Origin of the sequence: Ensifer sp., assembly GCF_035999185.1 — a bacterium.
Classification (GTDB): domain Bacteria; phylum Pseudomonadota; class Alphaproteobacteria; order Rhizobiales; family Rhizobiaceae; genus Ensifer.
On the sequence record NZ_DASYHB010000122.1, the window covers coordinates 1 to 20,189 of the forward strand.

A 20,189-nucleotide genomic window follows, 5' to 3' on the forward strand; every position below is an offset into this window, starting at 1 on the left:
AGTCCTGGCTTCGATATCTGCACCGTCCCTACGCCAGTATGAACTGGATCAGGTTCAACGGGTCACTGCGCTACAGCCGGCAAGCCGACCATCCAGCAGTATCTCAGCCCCTTGACGGGACCCCCCTGGTGAATGCCTCAAAGATAGCCATTGATCGGTCCGCGTCGTCAAGCGCGAATTCGCCTGCCGAGCAAGATACAATTTTGACGTGTGAGATCTCGTTCATGGAAGGGCCAGCGGTCCGAACCGTTGGTTTTGAAGGTCGGCAATCAGGATGCCGCCGCAATCGTATTTCCCACGCGTTCGGAACCACCGTTGGCCGTCCCATGCGGGCGTGCCCGCGATTGGTGTCGGCGCGCCTGGTTCAATAGCTTCTGTCTATTGCGTTCATAGTGACTATGAATTTGCCCTATGCCTGGCGGTCTGACAAATACTCGTCCCAAGGGACGGAAGCAAACACGTCCCGCGGGATCCCCGCAGACAAACGACCAGAAGGCGCCGTACCTTCGCAACGCTTGAAGCGGTACGACTGAGGTCGTGCCGCTTCTCTCTTTTTGAGAGTTCCAATCAGGCGGCCTACCCATGAACCTGTATTTATCCATCGTCGAGCAGAACCTGCTCTCGGCGCCCGTCCTCTTCTTTTGCCTTGGTTTCAGTGCTTCTGTTCTGGGCGCATCGATCGCCTTGCCGAGCGGCGTTTCGAAAATGATAGCGATCTACCTGATGCTGGCGATCGGTTTCAAAGGAGGGGCTGCAGTCGGCATGGATGCGCTCTCGACCGAGGTGCTCCTGTGTCTGCTGGTCGGTGTGGCCTTATCCGGGGTGATGCCGTTCGCCGCTTTCCGTTTTCTCGGTCTCGTTTCGCCGCTGCCGGCAATGGACCGCGCAGCGATCGCCGCGCATTACGGGTCGATCTCGATTGTCACCTTCACGGCCGCCACCGACGCCCTGGTGCGATTGGGTCTCGAATTCAGTGCCACCATGGCTGCGGTCGCAGCCGCGATGGAGGCGCCCGCGATCATCAGTGCCGTCTATCTGCTGCAGAAGTTCGGAAGCCGCACCGTATCCAACGCCAGGTTGAGAAACCAGTCTGTCATGCGGGAAGTCTTCTTCAACGTGACGATCGTCGTGCTGCTCGGCGCTTTCGCCATCGGCGCGGTGACCGGCAAGGACGGCCTCTCCGATGTGTCCGGGTTCCTGGTTGATCCCTTCAGAGGTGTGCTTTGCCTTTTTCTTCTCGACCTCGGCGCTGTGGCAGGGCAGGGGCTACGCACCGGTTGGCGCTCGCTCCGCTGGCCGCTCGTGCTGTTTGCCGCCTGGATGCCGGCGCTGTCGGCGACACTCGCCTTTCTGTCAGCATTCGCGTTCGGCCTGTCGCACGGCAATGCAGCATTGTTGATGACGCTTGCCGCCAGCGCTTCCTATATCGCAGCGCCGGCTGCGATGCGCATGGCGGCGCCGGAGGCCAGACCCGAAATCTACCTGACCATGGCGCTCGGGGTGACGTTCCCGCTCAATTTGCTGGTTGGCGTGCCGCTTTACATCTCTCTCGCCAGTTTTCTCGCGCTCTAGCCCTGACGACAAGATTGATGGTTCTGCCGATCAGGCAATTCCCTTTTCGCGGGCGACGGCGTCGGCTTCACGCGCTAGGATCTCGTAATGGCGCTGTCGCCCGCTGTTTTCCCGCCAGTAGAAGCCGACTTCACGTCTAGCGGCCCAGTCTTCGATCTCAATCAACTTGACATCGTCGTCCTTGCGGAACTCTGCACGGGCGTAAAGCTCCGGGAACAGCGAACAGCCCATGCCGATCGAGACCATTTGCCTGATGGAGTCGAGACTTGTGCCTTCATAGTCGTCGATCACGTGCGCATCGGCTGCGACCGCGAGATGCCGCACATTTTCAAGCAGCCGGTGGCCGCTTCCAAGCGCCAGAAGCGTCTCCCCCTTCAGCGCACTGGTCTTGAGCGAGCGATGTGACGCCAGTCGATGTTCGGCAGGTACGCCGAGAAAGATCTTCTCATGACCGATCCGCCGGAACCGCAGGCCCGGTCGTTCCGGGGCAGGGCCCAGGCCGCAATCAACCGATCCTTCCGCGACGGCTGCTTCGATCCATGCCGGTCGATCCTCGCGTATGTAGATCTTCAGTGCCGGGAACTTCCGATGAATGCCCGGTAGAAATCCTGGAAGAAAATAGGGCCCAAACGTCGGGGCCGTCGCCATTCGCACCAGGCCGCCAAGGCTTTGCGTGTCCCTCAAGGCGCCTTCGACAAGGTCATCGACCGTCGCTAGAGCCATGCGAGCGCTGCGCGCGACATCCTGGCCCGCCGGCGTGGTGACGACACTCGTCGAGGTGCGTTCAAACAGCGTTATTCCAAGGGATTTCTCAACATGCCCAATCTGCACGGACAGGGTTGGCTGCGAAACATGGCAGCGCTTGGCGGCCTTGCCAAAATGCCGGAGTTCGTCGAGGGCCGCTATGTATTCAAGCTGGCGCAGGGTCGGTCGGTAAGTCATGGCCTATAGATAGAAACTATCGCGCGGATTTCAACAATGAATTGGAGCTATCAATTGATCTCGCCCATTGTCGCAACAGCAAAAAGGGCTTTGGCAATGGACCAGTTTCTGAAATCTCTCCGCAACCGCAAAGCGATTGTCGACGCGCGCATCGACGAAGAACAGGCTCGGGCAGCACCGGATCGATTTCGTCTGCACGCGCTGAAGAAACTCAGGCTGCAGTTTCGGGAGCAGATCGCATTCGTCGAGCGCACGAACCGGCTGTCCCCGACCTAGGGCGCCTATTAAGTCCCGCCAACGGTTGGTCCGTAGCTCGCATGCGAAATCCTAGCGGTCGGACTTGTCCTGGGTTCCCCGTTCGGCGTAATCGGCGCGGTTGATGCCGTGGCGTTGGAGCTTGTCGTAGAAAGTCTTGCGGGGAATGCCGAGGGCCTCGATGGTTGCCTTGACGTCGCCGCGTTGCGCCCTCAGCACCTCCTTGAGGATCTCCGCCTCGTAGCGCTCAAGCCGCTCCGGAAGCGCGGTGCCGACCTGCTCAACTGGCGTTTCGCGCTGCCCGAGCGAGCCCTCGACGCCGAGCGCGACCCTTTCGGCAAAGTGCGAAAGCTCGCGCACGTTGCCGGGCCAGGCATGGGTCATCAGATGCCTTTGGACCGCCGGCGAAACGGCGGGCGCGTCGCGCTTGAAGCGTTCAGCCGCACGCGTCAGGAAGTGCGAGAAAAGCAGCGGGATATCGTCGCGACGCTCACGCAGCGGCGGGATCGACAAGGTGACGACGTTCAATCGGAAGTAGAGGTCTTCGCGAAAATCGCCGCGCGCAGCCGGGTCGCCAAGGTCGATTTTGGCGGCGGCAATGACGCGGATGTCGACGGGGCGCACCTGGTTGGTGCCGAGCGGCGTGATCTCGCGGGCTTCGAGAACGCGCAGCATCTTTACCTGGGTTGCCAGTGGCATCGCTTCGATCTCGTCAAGGAACAGCGTGCCGCCGCTTGCGTGCTCGATCCGCCCGATGCGCTTCTTCAGCGCGCCGGTGAAGGCGCCCGGCTCATGGCCGAAGAGCTCGCTTTCGATCACCGTTTCCGGCAGCGCCCCGCAGTTGAGCGCGACGAAATTGCCGTTTCGGCGCCGGCTCCAGTTGTGGAGCAGGGTCGCGACGACTTCCTTGCCGCTGCCGGTCTCCCCGGCGACGAGCACATCGACGTCGGTGTCGGCGATGTGCCTGATCGTCTGGCGCAGGCGTTCCATGACAGACGTCTGGCCGATCAGCGGCAGGCTGTCGCCGGCCGTCTCGGCAGCCCGCGTCAGCGCGCGGTTTTCCATGACGAGCCGGCGCTTTTCCAGCGCGCGGTGCACGCTCTGCACCAGCCGGTCGGAGGCAAAGGGCTTGGGAATAAAGTCATAGACGCCGTCCTTCAGTGCTGTCACCGCCATCGGGATGTCGCCATGGCCGGTGACGAGAATGACCGGAAGGTCGGCATCGAAGGCGGCGATATGGCGAAAGAGCGCCAGCCCGTCGATGCCGGGCATGCGGATGTCGCTGACGACGATGCCGGCGAAACTGGCGTCGAGCGTCTGAAGGGCGTCGGCGGCGCTCGCATGCGCGGTGACGCTCAGGCCGGCAAGCTCAAGCGTCTGCTTCATTGCCTTGCGCAGGTCATTGTCGTCGTCGATGAGGTAAACGGAAGGCTGCATTGCTCAGGCTCTTTTCAGGTGAACCGTGAAGACGGTGCCCTTGTTGCTGGTTTCAACCGCGATCTCACCGCCATAATCGGCGACGATTTCCTTGGAGATTGCCAGGCCGAGGCCAAGTCCATCGTCCTTGGAGGTGTTGAATGGGGTGAAGAGGTCCTCGGCGATCTCGGCCGAGATACCTGGGCCGTTGTCGGCGACGACGAGAGAAACCCTGTCGCCGGGACCGTCCTTGCAGCTGACGCGGATCTCGGCGTCGGTGCGCTCCCCCAGTGCTTCGAGCGCGTTCTGCAGGAGGTTGATCAGCACCTGTTCGAGACGGATGCGACTGCCATAAACGCTGAGGCCGTTTTCCGGCAGATCGATCACGATCGCGTCCATGCGGCCGGCAAAGCGGCTGCGCAGCAGCATCAGGGCGCCCTCGATCACGTCGCGCATCGGTGTCGGTTCGGCAACGAACCGGCCTTTGCGCGCGAAGCTGCGCAGCTCGTCGGTGATGGTGCCGACCCTGTCGGTGAGTTCGGCGATGCTGACGAGGTTCTCAACTGCCGTTTCCTTCTGACCGCGGTCGAGGAAGGTGCGGGCATTGTCGGCATAGGCGCGGATGGTCGCGACCGGCTGGTTGATCTCGTGGGCGACGCCGGCCGCCACCTGGCCAAGGATCGCCAGCCGGTTTGCCTGGACCAGTTCCTGCTGCACGCTCTGCAGTTTCTCGCCGGTGCGCCGGTGGTCGGCGATTTCCATTTCCAGGTGGTCGCGCGCAAGGCTCAGGTCCTGGGTGCGTTCCGTTACCCGCCTCTCCAGTTCGTCGCGGGCGGCGCGGTCTCTGGCTGAAGCGAGTGCCAACGTCTGGCGCCGGCGCAGGAGAAAGGCGGCAAGGGCCAGCAGCGGCGCAATGGCGGCGAGGGCGATGAGGCGGGCCTCGCGGCTCGCTGCCGAAATCGCGCCATCGAGTGGCGCCAGTTGCTCCAGTCGCCAGCTTGTTGTTGGCACCATGGTTTCGACCCGAAGGAACCGTCGCTCGCTGTCGCCCGGAAGTAGCGCCCGCAGCTCGCTCGACCCATCTGTGGTCGGCTCGATGTCGCGGAAAGGCAGCGGCAGCAGCGAGGCGTCGCCAAACTGCAGGCTGTCGCGGATGGCGGCGACACGATCACGCGGGATCACCCGTGTCGTCATGAAGCGCCAGGACGGGAAGCTGGTGATGAGCACGATGCCACGTCGATCGGTGACGTAGACCGGCTTGCCGGAGGTCAGCCATTCGGCCTCGACGTCGTCGAATTCGAGCTTGGCGACGACGACGCCGATCGGCCCGTCGGGTCCCTGAACGCGCCGCGAAATATAGAGGCCCGGCCGCTTGCTGACCGTGCCCATGGCGAAATGCTCGGCCTTGCCGTCGCGCATCGCCATGCGGAAATATTCGCGGAAAGCATAGTCGTTACCAACGAAGCTCGTCGGTTCGCGCCAGTTGCTGGCGGCAACGGCAACGCCATCCGTGCCGATCACATAGATGACCGCGGCGTCCGTATTGGCCGCGAGTGCTTGCAGCTTCTCGTTCAGCCGCTGCAGCGCCGAGCCGTCACGCGTCGAAAGCGCTCCCTTCACCTCGACATCGTCGGCAAGCACCAACGGTGTCGCGCGCTGGCGCTCGAGCACGGCGCGCAACAGGGACGCCTTCAGATTGGTGTCGATCCGGCTCTGGGCACCGACCGTTTCAAGCGCCTGGTTGCGGCCGTATTCGCCCGCGGCCAGGAGCCCGGCGGCGAGGAGCGCAAGTGCGATGCCGGCAAAAATCAGCCAGGCGCGACGCATCGGCCGGTCGAGATCAGGCGTATGGAGCAAGGTGTTCGAAGCTTCGGGCATGGCGAAATTGTGCATTTTTCCGCCCGAAGTTCCAGAAGGGTTGTGCGGAAAACCGCTCAACTCTTCGTGCGCTCCCACCCGTTGATGTAAGAAATGCCTATTGTTTCAATAGTTTGCGGCAGGTCTCTGCAAACTGGCACGGCCATTGCAAATGACATCCTCATGACAGCCCGTGCTGTCGCGCATCGGAAATTGACCCGGGAGGCCCGGCATGACGCCGGACTGGGTTTAGTGGAGGATATCATGATCATCGACCAATCCGCGGAACCGCGCGGCAAGACACCTTTCTATCGTCATCTCTATGTCCAGGTTCTGGCGGCAATTGCAGCCGGCATCCTGCTCGGCCATTTCTATCCGGAGATCGGCACGCAGCTGAAGCCGCTCGGAGACGCCTTCATTCGTCTCGTCAAGATGATCATCGCGCCGGTCATCTTCCTGACGGTCGCGACCGGCATTGCCGGCATGACGGACCTTGCCAAGGTCGGCCGCGTCGCCGGCAAGGCGATGCTTTACTTCCTGACCTTCTCGACGCTCGCGCTCGTCATCGGCCTCATCGTCGCCAATGTCGTGCAGCCGGGCGCCGGCATGCACATCGATCCGGCCTCTCTCGACGTCAAGGCGGTGACAACCTATGCCGAAAAGGCGCATGAGCAGACGATCACCGGCTTCCTGATGAACATCATCCCGACGACGCTGGTCGGTGCGTTTGCCGATGGCGATATCCTGCAGGTGCTGTTCATTTCGGTTCTCTTCGGTCTGGCGCTCGCCATGGTCGGCAAGAAGGCCGAGCCGGTCGTCGATTTCCTGCATGCACTGACGCTGCCGGTGTTCAAGCTCGTCGGCATCCTGATGAAGGCTGCTCCGATCGGCGCCTTCGGCGCCATGGCATTCACCATCGGCAAATACGGCGTCGGCTCGATCGCCAACCTCGCCATGCTGATCGGCACCTTCTACATCACCTCGTTCCTGTTCGTGTTCATCGTTCTCGGCGCGGTCGCCCGCTACAACGGCTTCTCGATCGTCGCGCTCATCCGCTACATCAAGGAAGAACTGCTGCTGGTGCTTGGTACCTCGTCCTCGGAAGCAGCCCTTCCGGGCCTGATGAGCAAGATGGAAAAGGCCGGCTGCAAGCGCTCGGTCGTCGGTCTCGTCATTCCGACCGGCTATTCCTTCAATCTCGACGGCACCAACATCTACATGACGCTGGCGGCTCTCTTTATTGCCCAGGCCATGGACATTCCGCTGTCGCTCGGCGACCAGGTGCTGTTGCTGCTCGTCGCCATGCTGAGCTCGAAGGGTGCTGCCGGCATCACCGGCGCCGGCTTCATCACGCTCGCCGCAACGCTCTCGGTCGTGCCTGCCGTGCCGGTTGCTGGCATGGCGCTGATCCTCGGCATCGACCGGTTCATGTCGGAATGCCGTGCGCTGACCAACTTCGTCGGCAATGCGGTCGCAACCATCGTCGTTGCCAAATGGGAAGGCGAGCTGGACGAGGCGCAGATGGCGGCCGTTCTTGGCGGTCGCACGCCGGAAGCCCTGCCGCAGCCGGCTCTGCAGCCGGCCGAATAAGCTTGCCTCCCAAGGCATGACCGCGTTCGCGCGGTCCGACGCGGCTCGTGGAAACACGGGCCGCGTCGTCGTTTCGGGGTTCATTTTCCCGACATCTTCATCCGTCGCGCCTCGGGCGCCCCGCCGTTGAGGTAGTCGACGAATTCCCGCAGCATCGGCACCCGCCGGGGCCGGAAGCTCTCCTCCGTCATGCTGATGTCGACGATGCGATCGACGCGGAACTTGCGGTAGCCCTCCCGGAGGCAGCACCAGGCAAGCAGCACCAGCACCCGCTCCAGGTAGACGATGGCGAGCGGCAGCACCTGCCGGTCGGTGCGCTCGCCTGCGCCATCCACATAACCGATGACGACGGCGCGTTCCTGCCAGGAGGCTTCGCGCAGCAATGAGACGTCGATGGGCGGCGGCTCCCGGCGGTCGAAGCGATAGACCTGCGACACAGCATGAAGCGCCTGCCGTTGCAACCGATCGGGCAGTGTCGCCGTTATCTTGGAAAGGACTGCGCTTGCCGCCGCCGCAAGGTCCGGCTCGCCCATGTGATGAACTTCGGCAAGGCCGAGCACGAGCGCCTCGATTTCGAGCCGCGTGAAGGTCTGCGGCGGTAGCGCGATGTCTTCGGTAAGCCGGTAGCCGAAGCCGCGCTCGCCATCGATGACGGCGCCGGCGGCGCGCAGGCTGTCGATGTCGCGATAGAGCGAACGCAAGGATACACCGGTCTCCTCGGCAAGGCGGGCGGCCGTTACCGGGGAGGGAAGAGTGCGGAGCGCCTGGAGCAGGCGGAAGAGACGAGCGCTACGAGCCATGACCTAAAGATTAGCCGAAGCCTACTGACGAAAACTGGCAGTTGGCCGACTGTATAAGATCCCCATCTGCAAACGCAACCCGAGGACTTGAGACCATGCTGACACTCTTTCACGCCCCCCGCTCGCGCTCGTCGCGCATCATCACGCTGCTTCGCGAACTTGACGCCATGGACAAGGTGGAGATCGAGATTGTCGACATCACCCGCGGCGACGGAAGCGGTCGCAAGGATCCGAGGAACCCCCACCCGGAAGGCAAGGTGCCGCTGCTCGTGCATGACGGTGTCGTGCTCTGGGAGAGCATCGCGATCATTCAATATCTGACGGATCTTTTCCCGGAGAAGAAGCTTGCTCCGCTTGGCGGTGATCCGCAGCGTGGTCGCTATCTGAGCTGGCTTGCCTGGTATGCCGGCGTGGTCGAGCCGGTGCTGATCGCGCAAGCCGCCGGCGTTTCGCACCCCTATTTCGACGCCACCTTCCGCGGTCCGGCGGAAATGGCCGAGCGTCTGGAAAATGCGTTGAAGGACAGTCCTTATCTGATGGGCGATCGCTATTCGGCCGCCGACCTCCTGCTGCATTCGCCCTTTGCCTGGTATCCGGCTGCAACACCCGACAGCGCCGTCATCAAGGCCTGGGTCGAGCGTTGCGGTGCGCGCCCGTCGCTGCAATGGACGGCCGATTTCGACGCCCGGGCGGCTGCCATCGCCTGACGCGGCAGCGCAAAGAAGGGCGCACCGAGCGCCGCCTCGTCCCGCACCACTCGGTCCGTCGTCTTGGCTATTTGCGTCTGAGGTTGATCTCGCTGGTGACGATCCGCTTGCCTGAAGCCGGATCGACGTCGACCGTTGTCAGCTGCATCCCGTTGGCGCCGACCTTGCGCAAGGTGAGGTCGGCGCTGCGGTCGCCGTTCACTTCCTTTGCCCAGCGAATGGTGAGGTTGATGGCGTCGCCGCGTCGGCGTCCGTTCAGGCCCGCGCGGCCGCCGCGTGGACCGAGATAGGAGCCGCTATAGGTCGAGCCGGTATAGCGCAGCTTCGCATCGATGGAGCGCGAGATCAAAAGCATGCCGCGGCAGACACCCTCCATCGACAGCGCGGCGCCGCTCGCCTCGGAGCTGAAATTGCAGGAGATGTTGACCGGCGACATGTAGGTGCGGATGCGCACCGTTCCGGTGCCCGTCCAGTTGCCGCCAAGTGTTTTCAGGAATGCGCCTTCGTCCGCCCGCGAACCGTTCGCAGGCGCCAAGGCAAATGCGGCCAGCACCAACCATCGCCACATGCCGTGTGTCTCCCGTCCTTGAGCGGATGCTACAACACCCCGTCTTCCCATGCGAGCGTCAACGCAGCATGCATGATCGAAGTTCCATGCTTGGCAACAGCCAAAGGCAGGGACGGCCAGGGCATGCCAGCCTAAAGGCCGTGCAGTACCTGTGTTGCCTTGACGGCGGCGGATGCCCGGTTTTCGACGCCGAGTTTCACGTAGATCTGTTCCAGATGCTTCGTCACGGTCCGGGCGCTGAGACCCAGGATCTCGCCGATATCGCGGTTTGCCTTGCCCTTGGCGATCCAGAGCAGCACCTCAGATTCCCGTTGGGTGAGCGTGAAATGCTGCCTCAGCATCTCGTCGTCGGTCAGCCGGTTTTCGGCCGTCAGCCGGAAGAGATATTCGTTGGGGCCGATGGCGCCGAGGAACGATATCTGCAGGTTCGATTGGCCCGGCTGATCGAGCGTGAAGCTGCTCTCGCGCGATGTGGCCACCTGGTGGCGGGTCTCCATCCAGGTCGCGATGCGTTTGGTCACCGTGGTCAGCCCGTCGTCGCGGCCGGTCGCGGCGTTGACGAGGCGGGTTGCCTGCGGCGTCGACCAGCGCACGTTGCCATCGCTGCGCACGGCAAGCAGGTGGCGGCCGGCAGCATCAAGCGCGACGCGCGCGCTCTGGGCCGAACGGGCGTTGGAAAGGTGCACGCGGATGCGTGCACTGAGCTCATCGATGTTGATCGGTTTCGTCAGATAGTCGACGCCGCCGGCGTCAAGCGCATGGACCACGTGCTCGGTTTCGGTCAGGCCGGTCATGAAGAGCACGGGGGTCTGGCCGACGGCGGCATTGGCCTTCAGCCGCCGGCAGGTCTCAAAACCGTCCATGCCCGGCATGACGGCGTCGAGCAGGATGACGTCGGGCGTGATACGCTCGGCGATCGAAAGGGCGGCATTGCCCGAAGTGGCGATCAGCACCGAAAAACCCGATTGCTCCAGCGCCTCGGTCAAAAAGCCCAGGGCCTCCGGAGAATCGTCCACCAGAAGCACGATATCACGCCGGTCGTATGTTTCAGCCACGTGCCGTGTCTCCTGCTGCAGTTCGGTTTTTCAGGAAAGCGTCGTAGCCGGCGAGATCGAAGGCCTGCACATACGTGCGCGCCGCCTCGGCGAAAGGCTGGTGTTCGGGCTGCAGAGCGATCTCCGTGAGCTTGGCCTCGATGCCTCGGATGTAGCCGATCTCCCCGAGGCGGATCAGCTCTTCCACGTGGTGTGCCTCGGGGCGCGTCAGCGGGTGGGTGTTCGGCGTGTCCTGCGCCGGCCTCACGTCGCCCTCGTGCAACCAGGCCAGGCCCAGATGCACGGAGAGCTTGTCGGCGAGCTGCCCGACGGCGAAAGGTTTGGCGAGCGTGTCGCTATGGCCGCGGAATGAGCCGGTGGCTGAGCCGTCGCCGATATTGGCCGACAGCATGATGATGGGCGCCATTTGCCCAAGTTTGCGCAGCTGTTCGGCAAGTTCCCAGCCGCTCATTCCCGGCATCGAGATGTCGATCAGGAAGAGATCGGGACTCAGATCCTTGAGGAGCGACAGGCAGGCCGTGCCGGATGGCGCCGTGACGATGGCGAAGTCCATGGGCGTCAGGATCTCGCGCATCAGATCGCGGTGGTCGGCATTGTCGTCAACCACGACGATGGTGCGCCGCGGGCCGAGATAGGAGGTGATGCGCCGGACGGGGGCTGCAGGCGCCGGGCGGTCGACGGCCGACAGCATCAGCCGGACCCGGAACGTGGTGCCCTCTCCGAGCGTGCTGGTGACCGCGATTTCGCCGCCGAGCGTCTGTGTCAGAAGCCTGGTGATCGTCAGGCCGAGGCCAAGGCCCGGCATGCTGCCGAGATGCTCGGCCTCGCCGCGCTGGAACGGATCGAAGATGCGCGGCAGGTCTTTCTCGGTGATGCCGCGACCGCTGTCGGCCACGGTGAAGGTCGCGACCTGGCTGCGATAGGTGACGTCGAAGCGGATGCCACCGCGCTCGGTGAACTTCAGCGCATTGGAAAGAAGATTGACGAGGATCTGGCGCAGCCGCTTCTCGTCGGTCTTGACGTAGCGCGGCAGGCTCGCGGCGCGCTCATGCTCGAAAGCGACGCCCTTGGCCTGCGCCTGCGGCCGGAACATCTCGACGATCTGGTCGAGGAAGTCGTGAATGTTGATCTCGTTGGAATAGACCTGCAGCTTGCCGGCCTCGATCTTGGAGATGTCCAAGAGCCCGTCGATCAGCCCGGAGAGATGGTCGGCGCTGCGCTTGATCACCTTGATCGCGCCCTGTCGCGCCGGTGGAATGGTCTCGTCGCGCTCCAGCACCTGGGCATAGCCGAGCACGGCGTTGAGCGGCGTCCTCAGCTCATGGCTGAGGCCGACGACGTAGCGGCTCTTGGCGCGGTTGGCGGCTTCTGCCGTTTCCTTGGCCTGCTGCAGGGCGGCATCGGTTTTCTTGTGCGCGGCGATTTCCTTCAGCAGCAGCGTGTTCTGGCGCGACGATTCTTCCTCGGCGACGACCCGGCTGTCGTGCGCAAGCACGTAGAACCATGAGACGATGCCGGCGAGCACCGCAAAGACGAAGAAGACGACGGCGATGGTGCGTTCAACCACTCCGGCGACCTCGGGGGACGACCCGGCCGTCTGGTGGGCGATCATCGCCAGGATCAGGCCGATGCCGGCGATCGATAGAATGGCCGAGATCGCGTAGCGGCCGAGGCGGGTCGCCAGTTTCTCGGTGATGGCCTGCGGAAGCAGGGTGTTGGCAACCACTGCGACCTGGGCGTTGAAGCGGGCCTTCGGCTTGCACATGTCGTGGCAGCGGCTGTCGAGCGAGCAGCAGAGAGAACAAATCGGTGCGGCATAGGCCGGGCACCAGGCCATGTCTTCCGGCTCGAACGGGTGTTCGCAGATCGAGCAGGTGATTTCGGTCTGGTTTGCCCAGCTTCGGCGCGGTTTGCGCGCGAGGTAGTATTCTCCGTCCGTCAGCCAGGCGATCGCAGGCGAAGCGACGAAGGCAACGACGAGCGCGATATAGGGCGCAAGCGACGCGGCGATATCGCCAAACGCCCCGAAATGTGCCGTCAGCGCGACCGTCGCCGAGATCGCCATGGCGCCAAGCCCGACCGGGTTGATGTCGTAGAGATGCGCCCGCTTGAATTCGATGCCGGGCGGTGAAAGGCCGAGTGGCTTGTTGACGAAAAGGTCCGCCGAAATCGTGCAGAGCCAGGCCATGGCGATGATCGAGAAGACGCCGAGCGTTTCCTCTAGCAGCCGGTAGATGCCGAGTTCCATCAGCAGAAGCGCGATTGCCACGTTGAAGACCAGCCAGACGACGCGGCCGGGGTGGCTGTGCGTCAGCCGCGAGAAGAAGTTCGACCAGGCAAGCGATCCGGCATAGGCGTTCATGACGTTGATCTTCAACTGCGACACGACGACGAAGGCGACCATCAGCAGCAGCGCTGCCGTCTCGGATGGGATCATGTAGCCAAAGGCGGTGTAGTACATCTGCGCCGGATCGGCGGCTCTCGTGGAGGGCACGCCCGCCGAAAGCGCCAGGACGACAAGGAAGGAACCGGCCAGCAGCTTCGGCGCGCCGACGATCACCCAGCCGGAGCCGGCGAGGAAGACGGCGATGCGGTGATGCAGCTTGCGTTGGCCGTCCGGCGGCAGGAAGCGCAGGAAGTCGACCTGCTCGCCGATCTGCGCCATCAGCGCGAAGATCACGGCCGACGCTGCACCAAATTCGACGAGGTCGAACGGCGCGATCGTTCCCGGTGGTCCGGACGCGTGGTGAATGCCCGAATAGGCAAGCCAGGTGTCAACCTTCTCCCAATCGGCAAAGGCGATGAAGACGAAGGGCAAGATGTTGAGCACGATCCAGAAGGGTTGGGTCACCAGCTGGAACTTGCTGATGAGACGCACGCCGTGGGTGACGAGCGGAATGACCATGACGGCGCTGACGATGTAGCCGATCCACAAGGGGATCCCGAGCGCGAGTTCGAGCGCGCCTGACATGATCGAGGCTTCGATGGCAAAGAGAATGAAGGTGAAGCTCGCGTAGATCAGCGAGGTCAGCGTCGAGCCGATATAGCCGAAGCTGGCGCCACGGGTCAGAAGATCGATATCGACGCCGTGGCGGATGGCATAGCGGCTGATCGGCAGCCCCACCGTCAGGATCATCAGGCTCGCGACCAGGATCGCGACGATGGCGTTGGTCGTGCCATAGGACATGGTGATGGCGCCGCCGATGGCTTCCAGCGCCAAAAACGAGATCGCGCCAATGGCGGTCTGGGAAATGCGCTCCGACGAGAAGCGTCGCGCGCTCTTGGCTGTGAAGCGCAGCGCATAGTCTTCCAGCGTCTGGTTGGCGACCCAGCGATTGTATTCACGCCTGACGGGAATGATGCGCTGGCGTGCCGCCATGGGGGTCCTAACGTGCGGTCAAAAGGGTATCTGCCTTTTTTCTTAGCACGGAAGTTTTCTGCTTAAAATTGCTGCAATGGATTAATTGTGCAGGTGCAGCAAGAAAAGCACGATCACCGCGTTCGGTTATCGGAATAACTGAATGCGGCGATCCGCGCACCTATGAGGGTTGACGGTCACGGTGATAAGGCGGGGCTGCAATAGACCGGATTGCTGACGGCGCGGCGAATCGCGCGTTGTGCGAGATCGTCGTCGGAGAGTTGCCACGGCAGGCTCTTTCCGGGCAGCGCCTCGCGGAACGCATCGACGATCGCTTTCCGGCTGTCGGCAGCGACGATCTCCGTGCGCAGGAAGCGGTCGGGCGCGCCGGCATAGTCGCCGGTCCAATCGTCGGATCCGATCACCTCTTCGCCAACGATGCCGGAGGCGTCCAGCCATATGAGCTTGTCGCCTTTGGCGCCGCGAACCAACGTTTCCGCCTTCACGGAACCGGTAACCGTCGATCCCATGGGCTGGCCGTTGACGGTAAGTTCCAGATGCGGCCCCGTCGGGCTCTCCGTTACATAGCCGTGGCCGGATTTCATCGCGGCGAGCACCGCGTCCTCGGAGAGTTCATCGAGCCACAGCACCGTCGTCGGCCGTGCGAGCACCAGCGGCCCCTCGGGCATCAGCCGCGCCGGCTGGTGAAAGTCGCTGCCGCCGATGGCGGAGATCTTCAGTCCCGACGCCAGCCGTTGCTGGTAACGCTCCAGCGACACCCAGTTCCAGGCAAGCCAATGGGATTGCCAGACCTCCATGCAGTCGATCTCGGGCAGGTCGTAATCCCAGGGGATCGTCGGCTTGTCGTGGTTGATCGACAGCAGGCCGCCGCGTTCGTGCGTCAGCCGCGCCAGCGTATGGGCGTGCTCGGGCTTCGTCATGCGGAAATCGATCCAGTCGTCGACGCCGAAGACATTGGCATGGCCGACGGCTGTCGTGATCTCCATGGCGCGCACGAAGACGAGATCCGGCGAAGATTGGGGGTGGAAATAGAGCCGCTGGGTGATGGTGTTGTGGTCGGCGACCGCGAGGAAATCGAGGCCGGCCTGCCGTGCCGCCGCATGCAACAGCTCAGGCGAGCCTGCTGCGTCAGAATGGAACGTGTGGCAGTGCAGGTCGCCGCGATACCAGCCGGCCCGATTGCGGACCGGAAACTGACGTACCGGTTGAGGCGTGGCAGCGCGCGGGCTGTCGTCATAGGCAACAGTAACCGACACCTCGACGCCCTCTTCGGGGATCTTGTAGAGACCGAGTAAGACCTTCCACCGACCAGACGGCATATCGCCGTGGATGTAGCCTGGGGTCGCGTCGTCGGTGGCGATAAAGAAGCGGTCGCGGGCGCCGCCGCTCCAGCCGCGAAAGCCCTCGGTCGTCGGATAGTCCGTGGCGCGCGGGTCGAGCGCTCCGAGGTCGATGATGCACTGCTCCGACTTGGCATAGCTCAGCCTCACGTCGATCCGTGTCACGCCTTCGGGCACGTCGAACGGTACATAGAAATAGGGATCGGTGGCCTGATGCTCGCGGGTGATCCGCACGCTGAATTCCTGCATAGCGGCCTCAGCGCTCGTCGGCCGCGGGAATGCGGGCGCCGCTGTCGTCGAAGAGGGTGACGTGCCTGGTGTCGAAGGCCAGATGCACGGAGGTTCCGACCTTGATCTCGTCGTCGGTGAAAATGCGCGCCGTAACACGGCCGTTGTCGCCGCGCTCGAGCGTGACGAGGCTTTCCGGCCCCATGTTCTCGTTGGCGAAGAGCTCGCCGGAGACGATGTTCTGGTCGCCTTGACCCGCAATGCGCAGGTGCTCGGGGCGCACGCCGAGCGTCATCCTGCCTGATTTCGCCGCCTTGGCGATGGCCTCGGTGGGCGCGATGGGCGCCAGTTGCAAGCCTTCGGCGCGCAGATGCAGCGCGCCTTCGCCAACGGACGCCTCGACCGGAACCAGGTTCATCGGCGGATTGCCGACGAAGTTGGCGACGAAGGTGGTTGCCGGCCGGCGATAGATCTCGATCGGCGGGGCGAACTGCACGATCCGGCCCTTGTCCATGACGGCTATGCGGGTCGCGAGCGCCATGGCTTCGGCCTGGTCGTGGGTGACGTAGACGGCAGTCATGCCCATGTCGCGCTGCAGGTGGTTGAGGAAGCCGCGGGCTTCGAGGCGGAGCTTGGCATCGAGGTTGGAGAGCGGTTCGTCGAAGAGATAGACTTCGCTCGGATAGACCAGCGCGCGGGCCAGCGACGTGCGCTGCTGCTGGCCGCCGGAAATCTGGCTCGGCAACCGCTTCAGCAGATCTCCGATCTTCAGGACATCGGCCACTTCCTTGGCCCGGGCGTGGCGCTTGGTCTCCTGCTCGCCGCGCACTTTCAGCGGATAGGCGATGTTGTCGGCGATGTTCATGTGCGGGTAGAGCGCATAGTCCTGGAACACCATCGAGATGCCGCGGTCCTTCGGATGCAGGTAGGTGACGTCGCGCCCGCCGATCATCACCCGGCCGGAACTCGGTGTTTCGAGGCCGGCGATCATGCGGAGACTGGTCGTCTTGCCGCAACCGGAAGGCCCGAGCAGGCAGATGAACTCGCCGTCGGCAATCTGAAAACTGATGTCGGGCACGGCGACGAAGGCGCCGAAGCTCTTGGAGATGTTCTGGAATTCGACAGAGGCCATGGCGGGTTTCCGATTACGACTTGATGCCACCGAAGAACCGGAAACCGAATTTCCAATTCGCGAAGAGATAGAGGGCAATCACGGGTAGCGAGTAGATCAGCGAGTAGGCGGCAAGCAGCGTGACGATCGGCGTGCCGGCTTCCGAATAGAAGGAGTAGATCGCGACGGATGCCGGCATCAGCTTGTCGCTGCGCAACAGGATGAAGGGGATGAGGAAACTGCCCCAGATATTGACGAAGGCCCACACCACAACCACGACGATGCCCGGCCGGATGACCGGCAGCGCCACATCGAAGAAGGCCTGGAGCGGTGAGGCGCCCGCGACCATCGCGCTTTCCTCGTACGACCGTGGAATGGCGTCGATGAAATCCCTGAGGATGAACATGGCGGTCGGCAGCAGGCCGCCGGCAAAGACGAGGATGACGGCCAGATGGGTGTCGATCAGGCCCGCGGCCGAAATGATCAGGAAGATCGGCACCATTGCCGCCGAGCCTGAAACCACAGAGGAGAAGAGCAGCAGGATATAGGTGACGGCGCCCTTGCCTGGGATCGGCGAGCGCGACAGCGCGTAGGCTGCAAGCGTTGCCGCTCCCCCGACCAGCACCACGCCGCCTGCCGCCTGGATGAGGCTGTTGAGCAGCGCCTGCATCGCGAAGGTGTTCTGGAAGACGGTCGCGAAGTTGGACAGTGTGAAGGGCGAGGGGATCGCAAGCCCGAGCTCGGCGCGGGCGTTGAAGGGCGCGAAGACGAACCAGACGAGCGGCAGCGCGAACACCGTGCCGAGGAAGGTGGCGGCGGCGGAAAAGACCGTGCGCCTTACGAAGATGTTGGGAGGCTTCTTCATCATTCCGCCTCCACCGGTTTCTTGTGGGCAAGGCGAAGATAGACGAGCGCGAATGCCAGGTTGATCAGCATGATGACCACGCCGACGGCAGCACCCTTGCCGAACTCGAAATCCTTGAACGCAATGCGATAGGTGTAGATCGAGAGGATTTCGGTGCGGTAGGAAGGCCCGCCGTGGGTGAGCAGGAACGGCGTGAAGACGTTGAAGGTCCACATGGTGATGAGGATCAGATCCGTCACCACATGGCCTCGGATCAAGGGCAGCGCGATATCCCGCAGCTTCTGCCAGGAGGTGGCGCCGGCAACGTCGGCCGCCTGGAAATAGCTCGGCGGGATCGATTGGAAGGCCGAGTTGAACAGCATCATCGAGAAGGCGGCACCCCGCCAGGTGTTGAAGAAGACGATGACCCAAAACGGCTGCTGCAAAAGCCAATCGCCGGGCGGCAGGCCGAGGCCGCGCATGATCATGTTGAGCGTGCCATTGTCGTAGTCGAGAAAGGCGAACCAGGCAAAGCCGATCACCACTTCCGGCAGGATCCAGGCGGCAATGACGGCCGTCTGCAGAAAGGATTTGAGCGTCGGCGTCACCGTCTGGCTGAGCCAGGCAAGCAGCAGCCCCAAGAGCGCCTGACCGATCAGGGCCGAGAGCAGCACGAACTGGATCGTCAGGATCAGCGAGAAGCCGAACTGGCCGCGGGTAAAGAAGGTCGCGGGATTGAAGAGCGCGAAGTAGTTCTGCAGCCCGACAAAGTCAGGATCGACGGCCGTGCGCCCGAGCAGGGTGCGATTGGTGAAGGAAACGACGATCACCCAGAAGAAGGGGATGATGACGAAGACCCCGACAAGGGCCGACGCCGGTGCCAGGAAGAGCGCGCCGGCGCGCGTCGAAAGCAGAGAGAATGTCTTCATGCTGATGTTATGGCCCTTGTCCTGGATCGGGCACCCGGCAGGCAAGGCTGCCGGGTGATCTGGTCGCGGGGTCGGCTGCAGGACGGCGGCGCATTCGCGGTCGCATCCCGCCGCTTTCCTTAGAGCGTGCTGACGGTGTTTTCCTCGCCGACGATGGCGATGACGGCCGCCTTGTACTGGGCCATGGCATCCTCAGGCGAAAGTTCGCCGGAGACGACGCTTTCGGTCATGCGCTGGATCTCGGTCGAGACCTTGTTGTAGTTGGCATCGTTCGGCCGGGCCGTGGTGATCGGCAGAAGCGTCGTCGCCGTTTCCGTCAGGAACGGCGAGTTCGGGATCGCCACGTCGTCGCGGATGCGGATGGCCGGCTGGATTTGCTGGAACGCGTCGAGCTGTTCCTTGCTGTTCATGAAGGAAAGCAGCGCCCAGGATTCGGCTGGCGCGTCCGTATGCGGATTGATGACGAAGCCGGTGCCGCCGGACATCGTGACGAAATCCTGGCCCCGTAAGCCCTTTCCGGGTGCGACCGCTGGCATCTTCTTCCAGGTCATGGTGTTGTCGCGATCGGCAACCGCGAACTCGGCGCCCGGTGCCGTCACCGAGCGGTAGAACCAGTCACCCTCGACCAGCATCGCCGTCTTGCCGTCGCGGAAGTTGGCGAAGGTGCGGTTGCGGCCGTCGGCAAGCAGCTGCGCGCGCTGGTCGCCGAGCTTGTCGTCGACATAGATGGTCTTGTAGAGCTTCAGCGTGTCGAGGATGCCCTGGCTCGAAACGATGTATTTGCCGCTGTCGTCGGTGACCTGCTCGCCGGTGCCGAGCAGCGCCATCCAATAGCCCTGCATCGTCGTCGCCTCGCCCATGGAAACGCCGGCGTTCAGTTGCAGCGGGAAGCTGTCGGGTGCTGCCGCCTTGATCTTGCGGGCGGCATCGAGCAATTCGTCCCAGGACTTCGGCTGCCAGGTGTCGGCGTCGAGACCTGCCGACTTGAACAGGTCCTTGCGCACGAAGATCATGCGCGCATCGGTGCCGAGCGCGATGCCGTAGGGCTTGCCCTGGTAGCTCATCAGCGCCTTGGTGCCGTCGGAGATATGCTGCCAGCCTTCCCATTTCGGCACGTCCGCGCCGGCGACCTCTTCGAGCGACTTCAGCAGATTGCCCTGGACGAAGCTCGGGATCAGGAAGCCGTCGAAGCCGGAGACGTCCGGGCCGGCGCCGGTGGAGAAATCGAGCGCGAGCTGCTGCGTCAACTGCTCGTCCTCGCCGCCGAACTGGGTGAGCTTGACGGTGACGTCCTTGCCTTCGGCCTTCATTTTCTCGGTGAAAGCCGGAATGACCTTTTTCTCGATCCACTCGGCCATGCCGCTGTTGACGCCGCCGATGACGCAGCGGCAGGTGATGTTGAGTTCCGTGGCGCTCACCGGCGCGGCAAACGCAATGGCCGCGGCTGCGCTGAGCAATAGGGAATGAAACCTGTTACGCATGTTTTCTCCTCCCGGTCGGTCCTCTTGAGGACCTGAATGTCTGGTGCGACAGTCCGGCCTCCTCCAGGCTAGGTACCCCCGACGACGATCAAGAATGAACACGCTTTCATTTTTG

At 63.1% G+C, this 20,189-nt stretch carries 16 protein-coding genes and 1 riboswitch; of the genes, 4 read left to right on the top strand and 12 right to left on the bottom strand.

Going from position 1 to position 20,189, the window contains the following annotated elements; all coding sequences use genetic code 11:
• Positions 1-7: 7 nt before the first annotated feature.
• Positions 8-137: riboswitch (TPP riboswitch) on the bottom strand.
• A gap of 445 nt (positions 138-582) precedes the next feature.
• Entirely contained in the window at positions 583-1,572 is a 990-nt protein-coding gene (locus VGO04_RS15720) for a sodium-dependent bicarbonate transport family permease (RefSeq protein ID WP_327496896.1), read from the top strand.
• Positions 1,573-1,602: 30 nt separating this feature from the next.
• Here the strand turns inward: VGO04_RS15720 and VGO04_RS15725 are convergent, their stop codons facing one another.
• On the bottom strand, positions 1,603-2,514 hold the full coding sequence (locus VGO04_RS15725) for a hydrogen peroxide-inducible genes activator (RefSeq protein ID WP_327496897.1): 912 nt from the start codon (positions 2,512-2,514) through the stop codon (positions 1,603-1,605).
• A gap of 96 nt (positions 2,515-2,610) precedes the next feature.
• Here VGO04_RS15725 and VGO04_RS15730 point away from each other — a divergent pair, with 96 nt between their 5' ends.
• Complete coding sequence (locus VGO04_RS15730; protein WP_327496898.1) at positions 2,611-2,790, top strand: DUF465 domain-containing protein; 180 nt, start codon at positions 2,611-2,613, stop codon at positions 2,788-2,790.
• Between the two features lie 51 nt (positions 2,791-2,841).
• Here VGO04_RS15730 and VGO04_RS15735 read toward each other — a convergent pair whose 3' ends face one another.
• Positions 2,842-4,206: a sigma-54 dependent transcriptional regulator gene (locus VGO04_RS15735; RefSeq protein WP_327496899.1), complete on the bottom strand. Its 1,365-nt coding sequence runs from the start codon at positions 4,204-4,206 to the stop codon at positions 2,842-2,844.
• A gap of 3 nt (positions 4,207-4,209) precedes the next feature.
• Positions 4,210-6,078, bottom strand: a complete 1,869-nt coding sequence (locus VGO04_RS15740) for a sensor histidine kinase (RefSeq protein ID WP_414650548.1) — start codon at positions 6,076-6,078, stop codon at positions 4,210-4,212.
• A gap of 228 nt (positions 6,079-6,306) precedes the next feature.
• Between VGO04_RS15740 and VGO04_RS15745 the strand changes: the two genes are divergently transcribed.
• A complete protein-coding gene (locus tag VGO04_RS15745; RefSeq protein ID WP_327496900.1) occupies positions 6,307-7,632 on the top strand; it encodes a dicarboxylate/amino acid:cation symporter in 1,326 nt (441 codons plus the stop codon).
• Between the two features lie 80 nt (positions 7,633-7,712).
• Here VGO04_RS15745 and VGO04_RS15750 read toward each other — a convergent pair whose 3' ends face one another.
• Positions 7,713-8,432, bottom strand: a complete 720-nt coding sequence (locus VGO04_RS15750; protein ID WP_327496901.1) for a YafY family protein — start codon at positions 8,430-8,432, stop codon at positions 7,713-7,715.
• A 95-nt stretch (positions 8,433-8,527) separates the two neighbouring features.
• Here VGO04_RS15750 and VGO04_RS15755 point away from each other — a divergent pair, with 95 nt between their 5' ends.
• Positions 8,528-9,139 (top strand): glutathione S-transferase family protein, encoded by a 612-nt coding sequence (locus tag VGO04_RS15755; RefSeq protein ID WP_327496902.1) that lies wholly within the window; start codon positions 8,528-8,530, stop codon positions 9,137-9,139.
• 67 nt (positions 9,140-9,206) lie between these two features.
• On the opposite strand, the gene VGO04_RS15760 is transcribed toward VGO04_RS15755, so the two are convergent.
• The 8 genes from VGO04_RS15760 to VGO04_RS15795 form a co-directional block, all read right to left on the bottom strand.
• Positions 9,207-9,707 carry a hypothetical protein gene (locus VGO04_RS15760; protein WP_327496903.1) on the bottom strand — a complete coding sequence of 167 codons (501 nt, stop codon included), beginning with the start codon at positions 9,705-9,707 and terminating at the stop codon, positions 9,207-9,209.
• Positions 9,708-9,838: 131 nt separating this feature from the next.
• Positions 9,839-10,762 (bottom strand): response regulator transcription factor, encoded by a 924-nt coding sequence (locus VGO04_RS15765; RefSeq protein ID WP_327496904.1) that lies wholly within the window; start codon positions 10,760-10,762, stop codon positions 9,839-9,841.
• Entirely contained in the window at positions 10,755-14,141 is a 3,387-nt protein-coding gene (locus tag VGO04_RS15770; RefSeq protein WP_327496905.1) for a hybrid sensor histidine kinase/response regulator, read from the bottom strand. The genes VGO04_RS15765 and VGO04_RS15770 overlap by 8 nt, the downstream gene beginning before the upstream one ends.
• A gap of 176 nt (positions 14,142-14,317) precedes the next feature.
• Entirely contained in the window at positions 14,318-15,730 is a 1,413-nt protein-coding gene (locus VGO04_RS15775) for a CehA/McbA family metallohydrolase (protein ID WP_327496906.1), read from the bottom strand.
• A 7-nt stretch (positions 15,731-15,737) separates the two neighbouring features.
• Positions 15,738-16,841 (bottom strand): ABC transporter ATP-binding protein, encoded by a 1,104-nt coding sequence (locus tag VGO04_RS15780; RefSeq protein ID WP_327496907.1) that lies wholly within the window; start codon positions 16,839-16,841, stop codon positions 15,738-15,740.
• 13 nt (positions 16,842-16,854) lie between these two features.
• On the bottom strand, positions 16,855-17,685 hold the full coding sequence (locus VGO04_RS15785) for a carbohydrate ABC transporter permease (protein WP_327496908.1): 831 nt from the start codon (positions 17,683-17,685) through the stop codon (positions 16,855-16,857).
• Entirely contained in the window at positions 17,685-18,593 is a 909-nt protein-coding gene (locus VGO04_RS15790) for a sugar ABC transporter permease (RefSeq protein ID WP_327496909.1), read from the bottom strand. The genes VGO04_RS15785 and VGO04_RS15790 overlap by 1 nt, the downstream gene beginning before the upstream one ends.
• A 119-nt stretch (positions 18,594-18,712) precedes the next feature.
• The gene (locus VGO04_RS15795; protein WP_327496910.1) at positions 18,713-20,074 is read right to left on the bottom strand and encodes an extracellular solute-binding protein; all 1,362 of its coding nucleotides are present in this window, start codon (positions 20,072-20,074) and stop codon (positions 18,713-18,715) included.
• Positions 20,075-20,189 lie beyond the last annotated feature (115 nt).

What these genes read in the sequence shown, in the direction of transcription:
- VGO04_RS15770 (WP_327496905.1), bottom strand. Translation starts at nt 14,141, where the DNA reads ATGGCGGCACGCCAGCGCATCATTCCCGTCAGGCGTGAATACAATCGC.
- VGO04_RS15780 (WP_327496907.1), bottom strand. Translation starts at nt 16,841, where the DNA reads ATGGCCTCTGTCGAATTCCAGAACATCTCCAAGAGCTTCGGCGCCTTC.
- VGO04_RS15795 (WP_327496910.1), bottom strand. Translation starts at nt 20,074, where the DNA reads ATGCGTAACAGGTTTCATTCCCTATTGCTCAGCGCAGCCGCGGCCATT.
- VGO04_RS15720 (WP_327496896.1), top strand. Translation starts at nt 583, where the DNA reads ATGAACCTGTATTTATCCATCGTCGAGCAGAACCTGCTCTCGGCGCCC.
- VGO04_RS15730 (WP_327496898.1), top strand. Translation starts at nt 2,611, where the DNA reads ATGGACCAGTTTCTGAAATCTCTCCGCAACCGCAAAGCGATTGTCGAC.
- VGO04_RS15735 (WP_327496899.1), bottom strand. Translation starts at nt 4,206, where the DNA reads ATGCAGCCTTCCGTTTACCTCATCGACGACGACAATGACCTGCGCAAG.
- VGO04_RS15725 (WP_327496897.1), bottom strand. Translation starts at nt 2,514, where the DNA reads ATGACTTACCGACCGACCCTGCGCCAGCTTGAATACATAGCGGCCCTC.
- VGO04_RS15760 (WP_327496903.1), bottom strand. Translation starts at nt 9,707, where the DNA reads ATGTGGCGATGGTTGGTGCTGGCCGCATTTGCCTTGGCGCCTGCGAAC.
- VGO04_RS15745 (WP_327496900.1), top strand. Translation starts at nt 6,307, where the DNA reads ATGATCATCGACCAATCCGCGGAACCGCGCGGCAAGACACCTTTCTAT.
- VGO04_RS15740 (WP_414650548.1), bottom strand. Translation starts at nt 6,078, where the DNA reads ATGCACAATTTCGCCATGCCCGAAGCTTCGAACACCTTGCTCCATACG.
- VGO04_RS15755 (WP_327496902.1), top strand. Translation starts at nt 8,528, where the DNA reads ATGCTGACACTCTTTCACGCCCCCCGCTCGCGCTCGTCGCGCATCATC.
- VGO04_RS15785 (WP_327496908.1), bottom strand. Translation starts at nt 17,685, where the DNA reads ATGAAGAAGCCTCCCAACATCTTCGTAAGGCGCACGGTCTTTTCCGCC.
- VGO04_RS15790 (WP_327496909.1), bottom strand. Translation starts at nt 18,593, where the DNA reads ATGAAGACATTCTCTCTGCTTTCGACGCGCGCCGGCGCGCTCTTCCTG.
- VGO04_RS15750 (WP_327496901.1), bottom strand. Translation starts at nt 8,432, where the DNA reads ATGGCTCGTAGCGCTCGTCTCTTCCGCCTGCTCCAGGCGCTCCGCACT.
- VGO04_RS15775 (WP_327496906.1), bottom strand. Translation starts at nt 15,730, where the DNA reads ATGCAGGAATTCAGCGTGCGGATCACCCGCGAGCATCAGGCCACCGAT.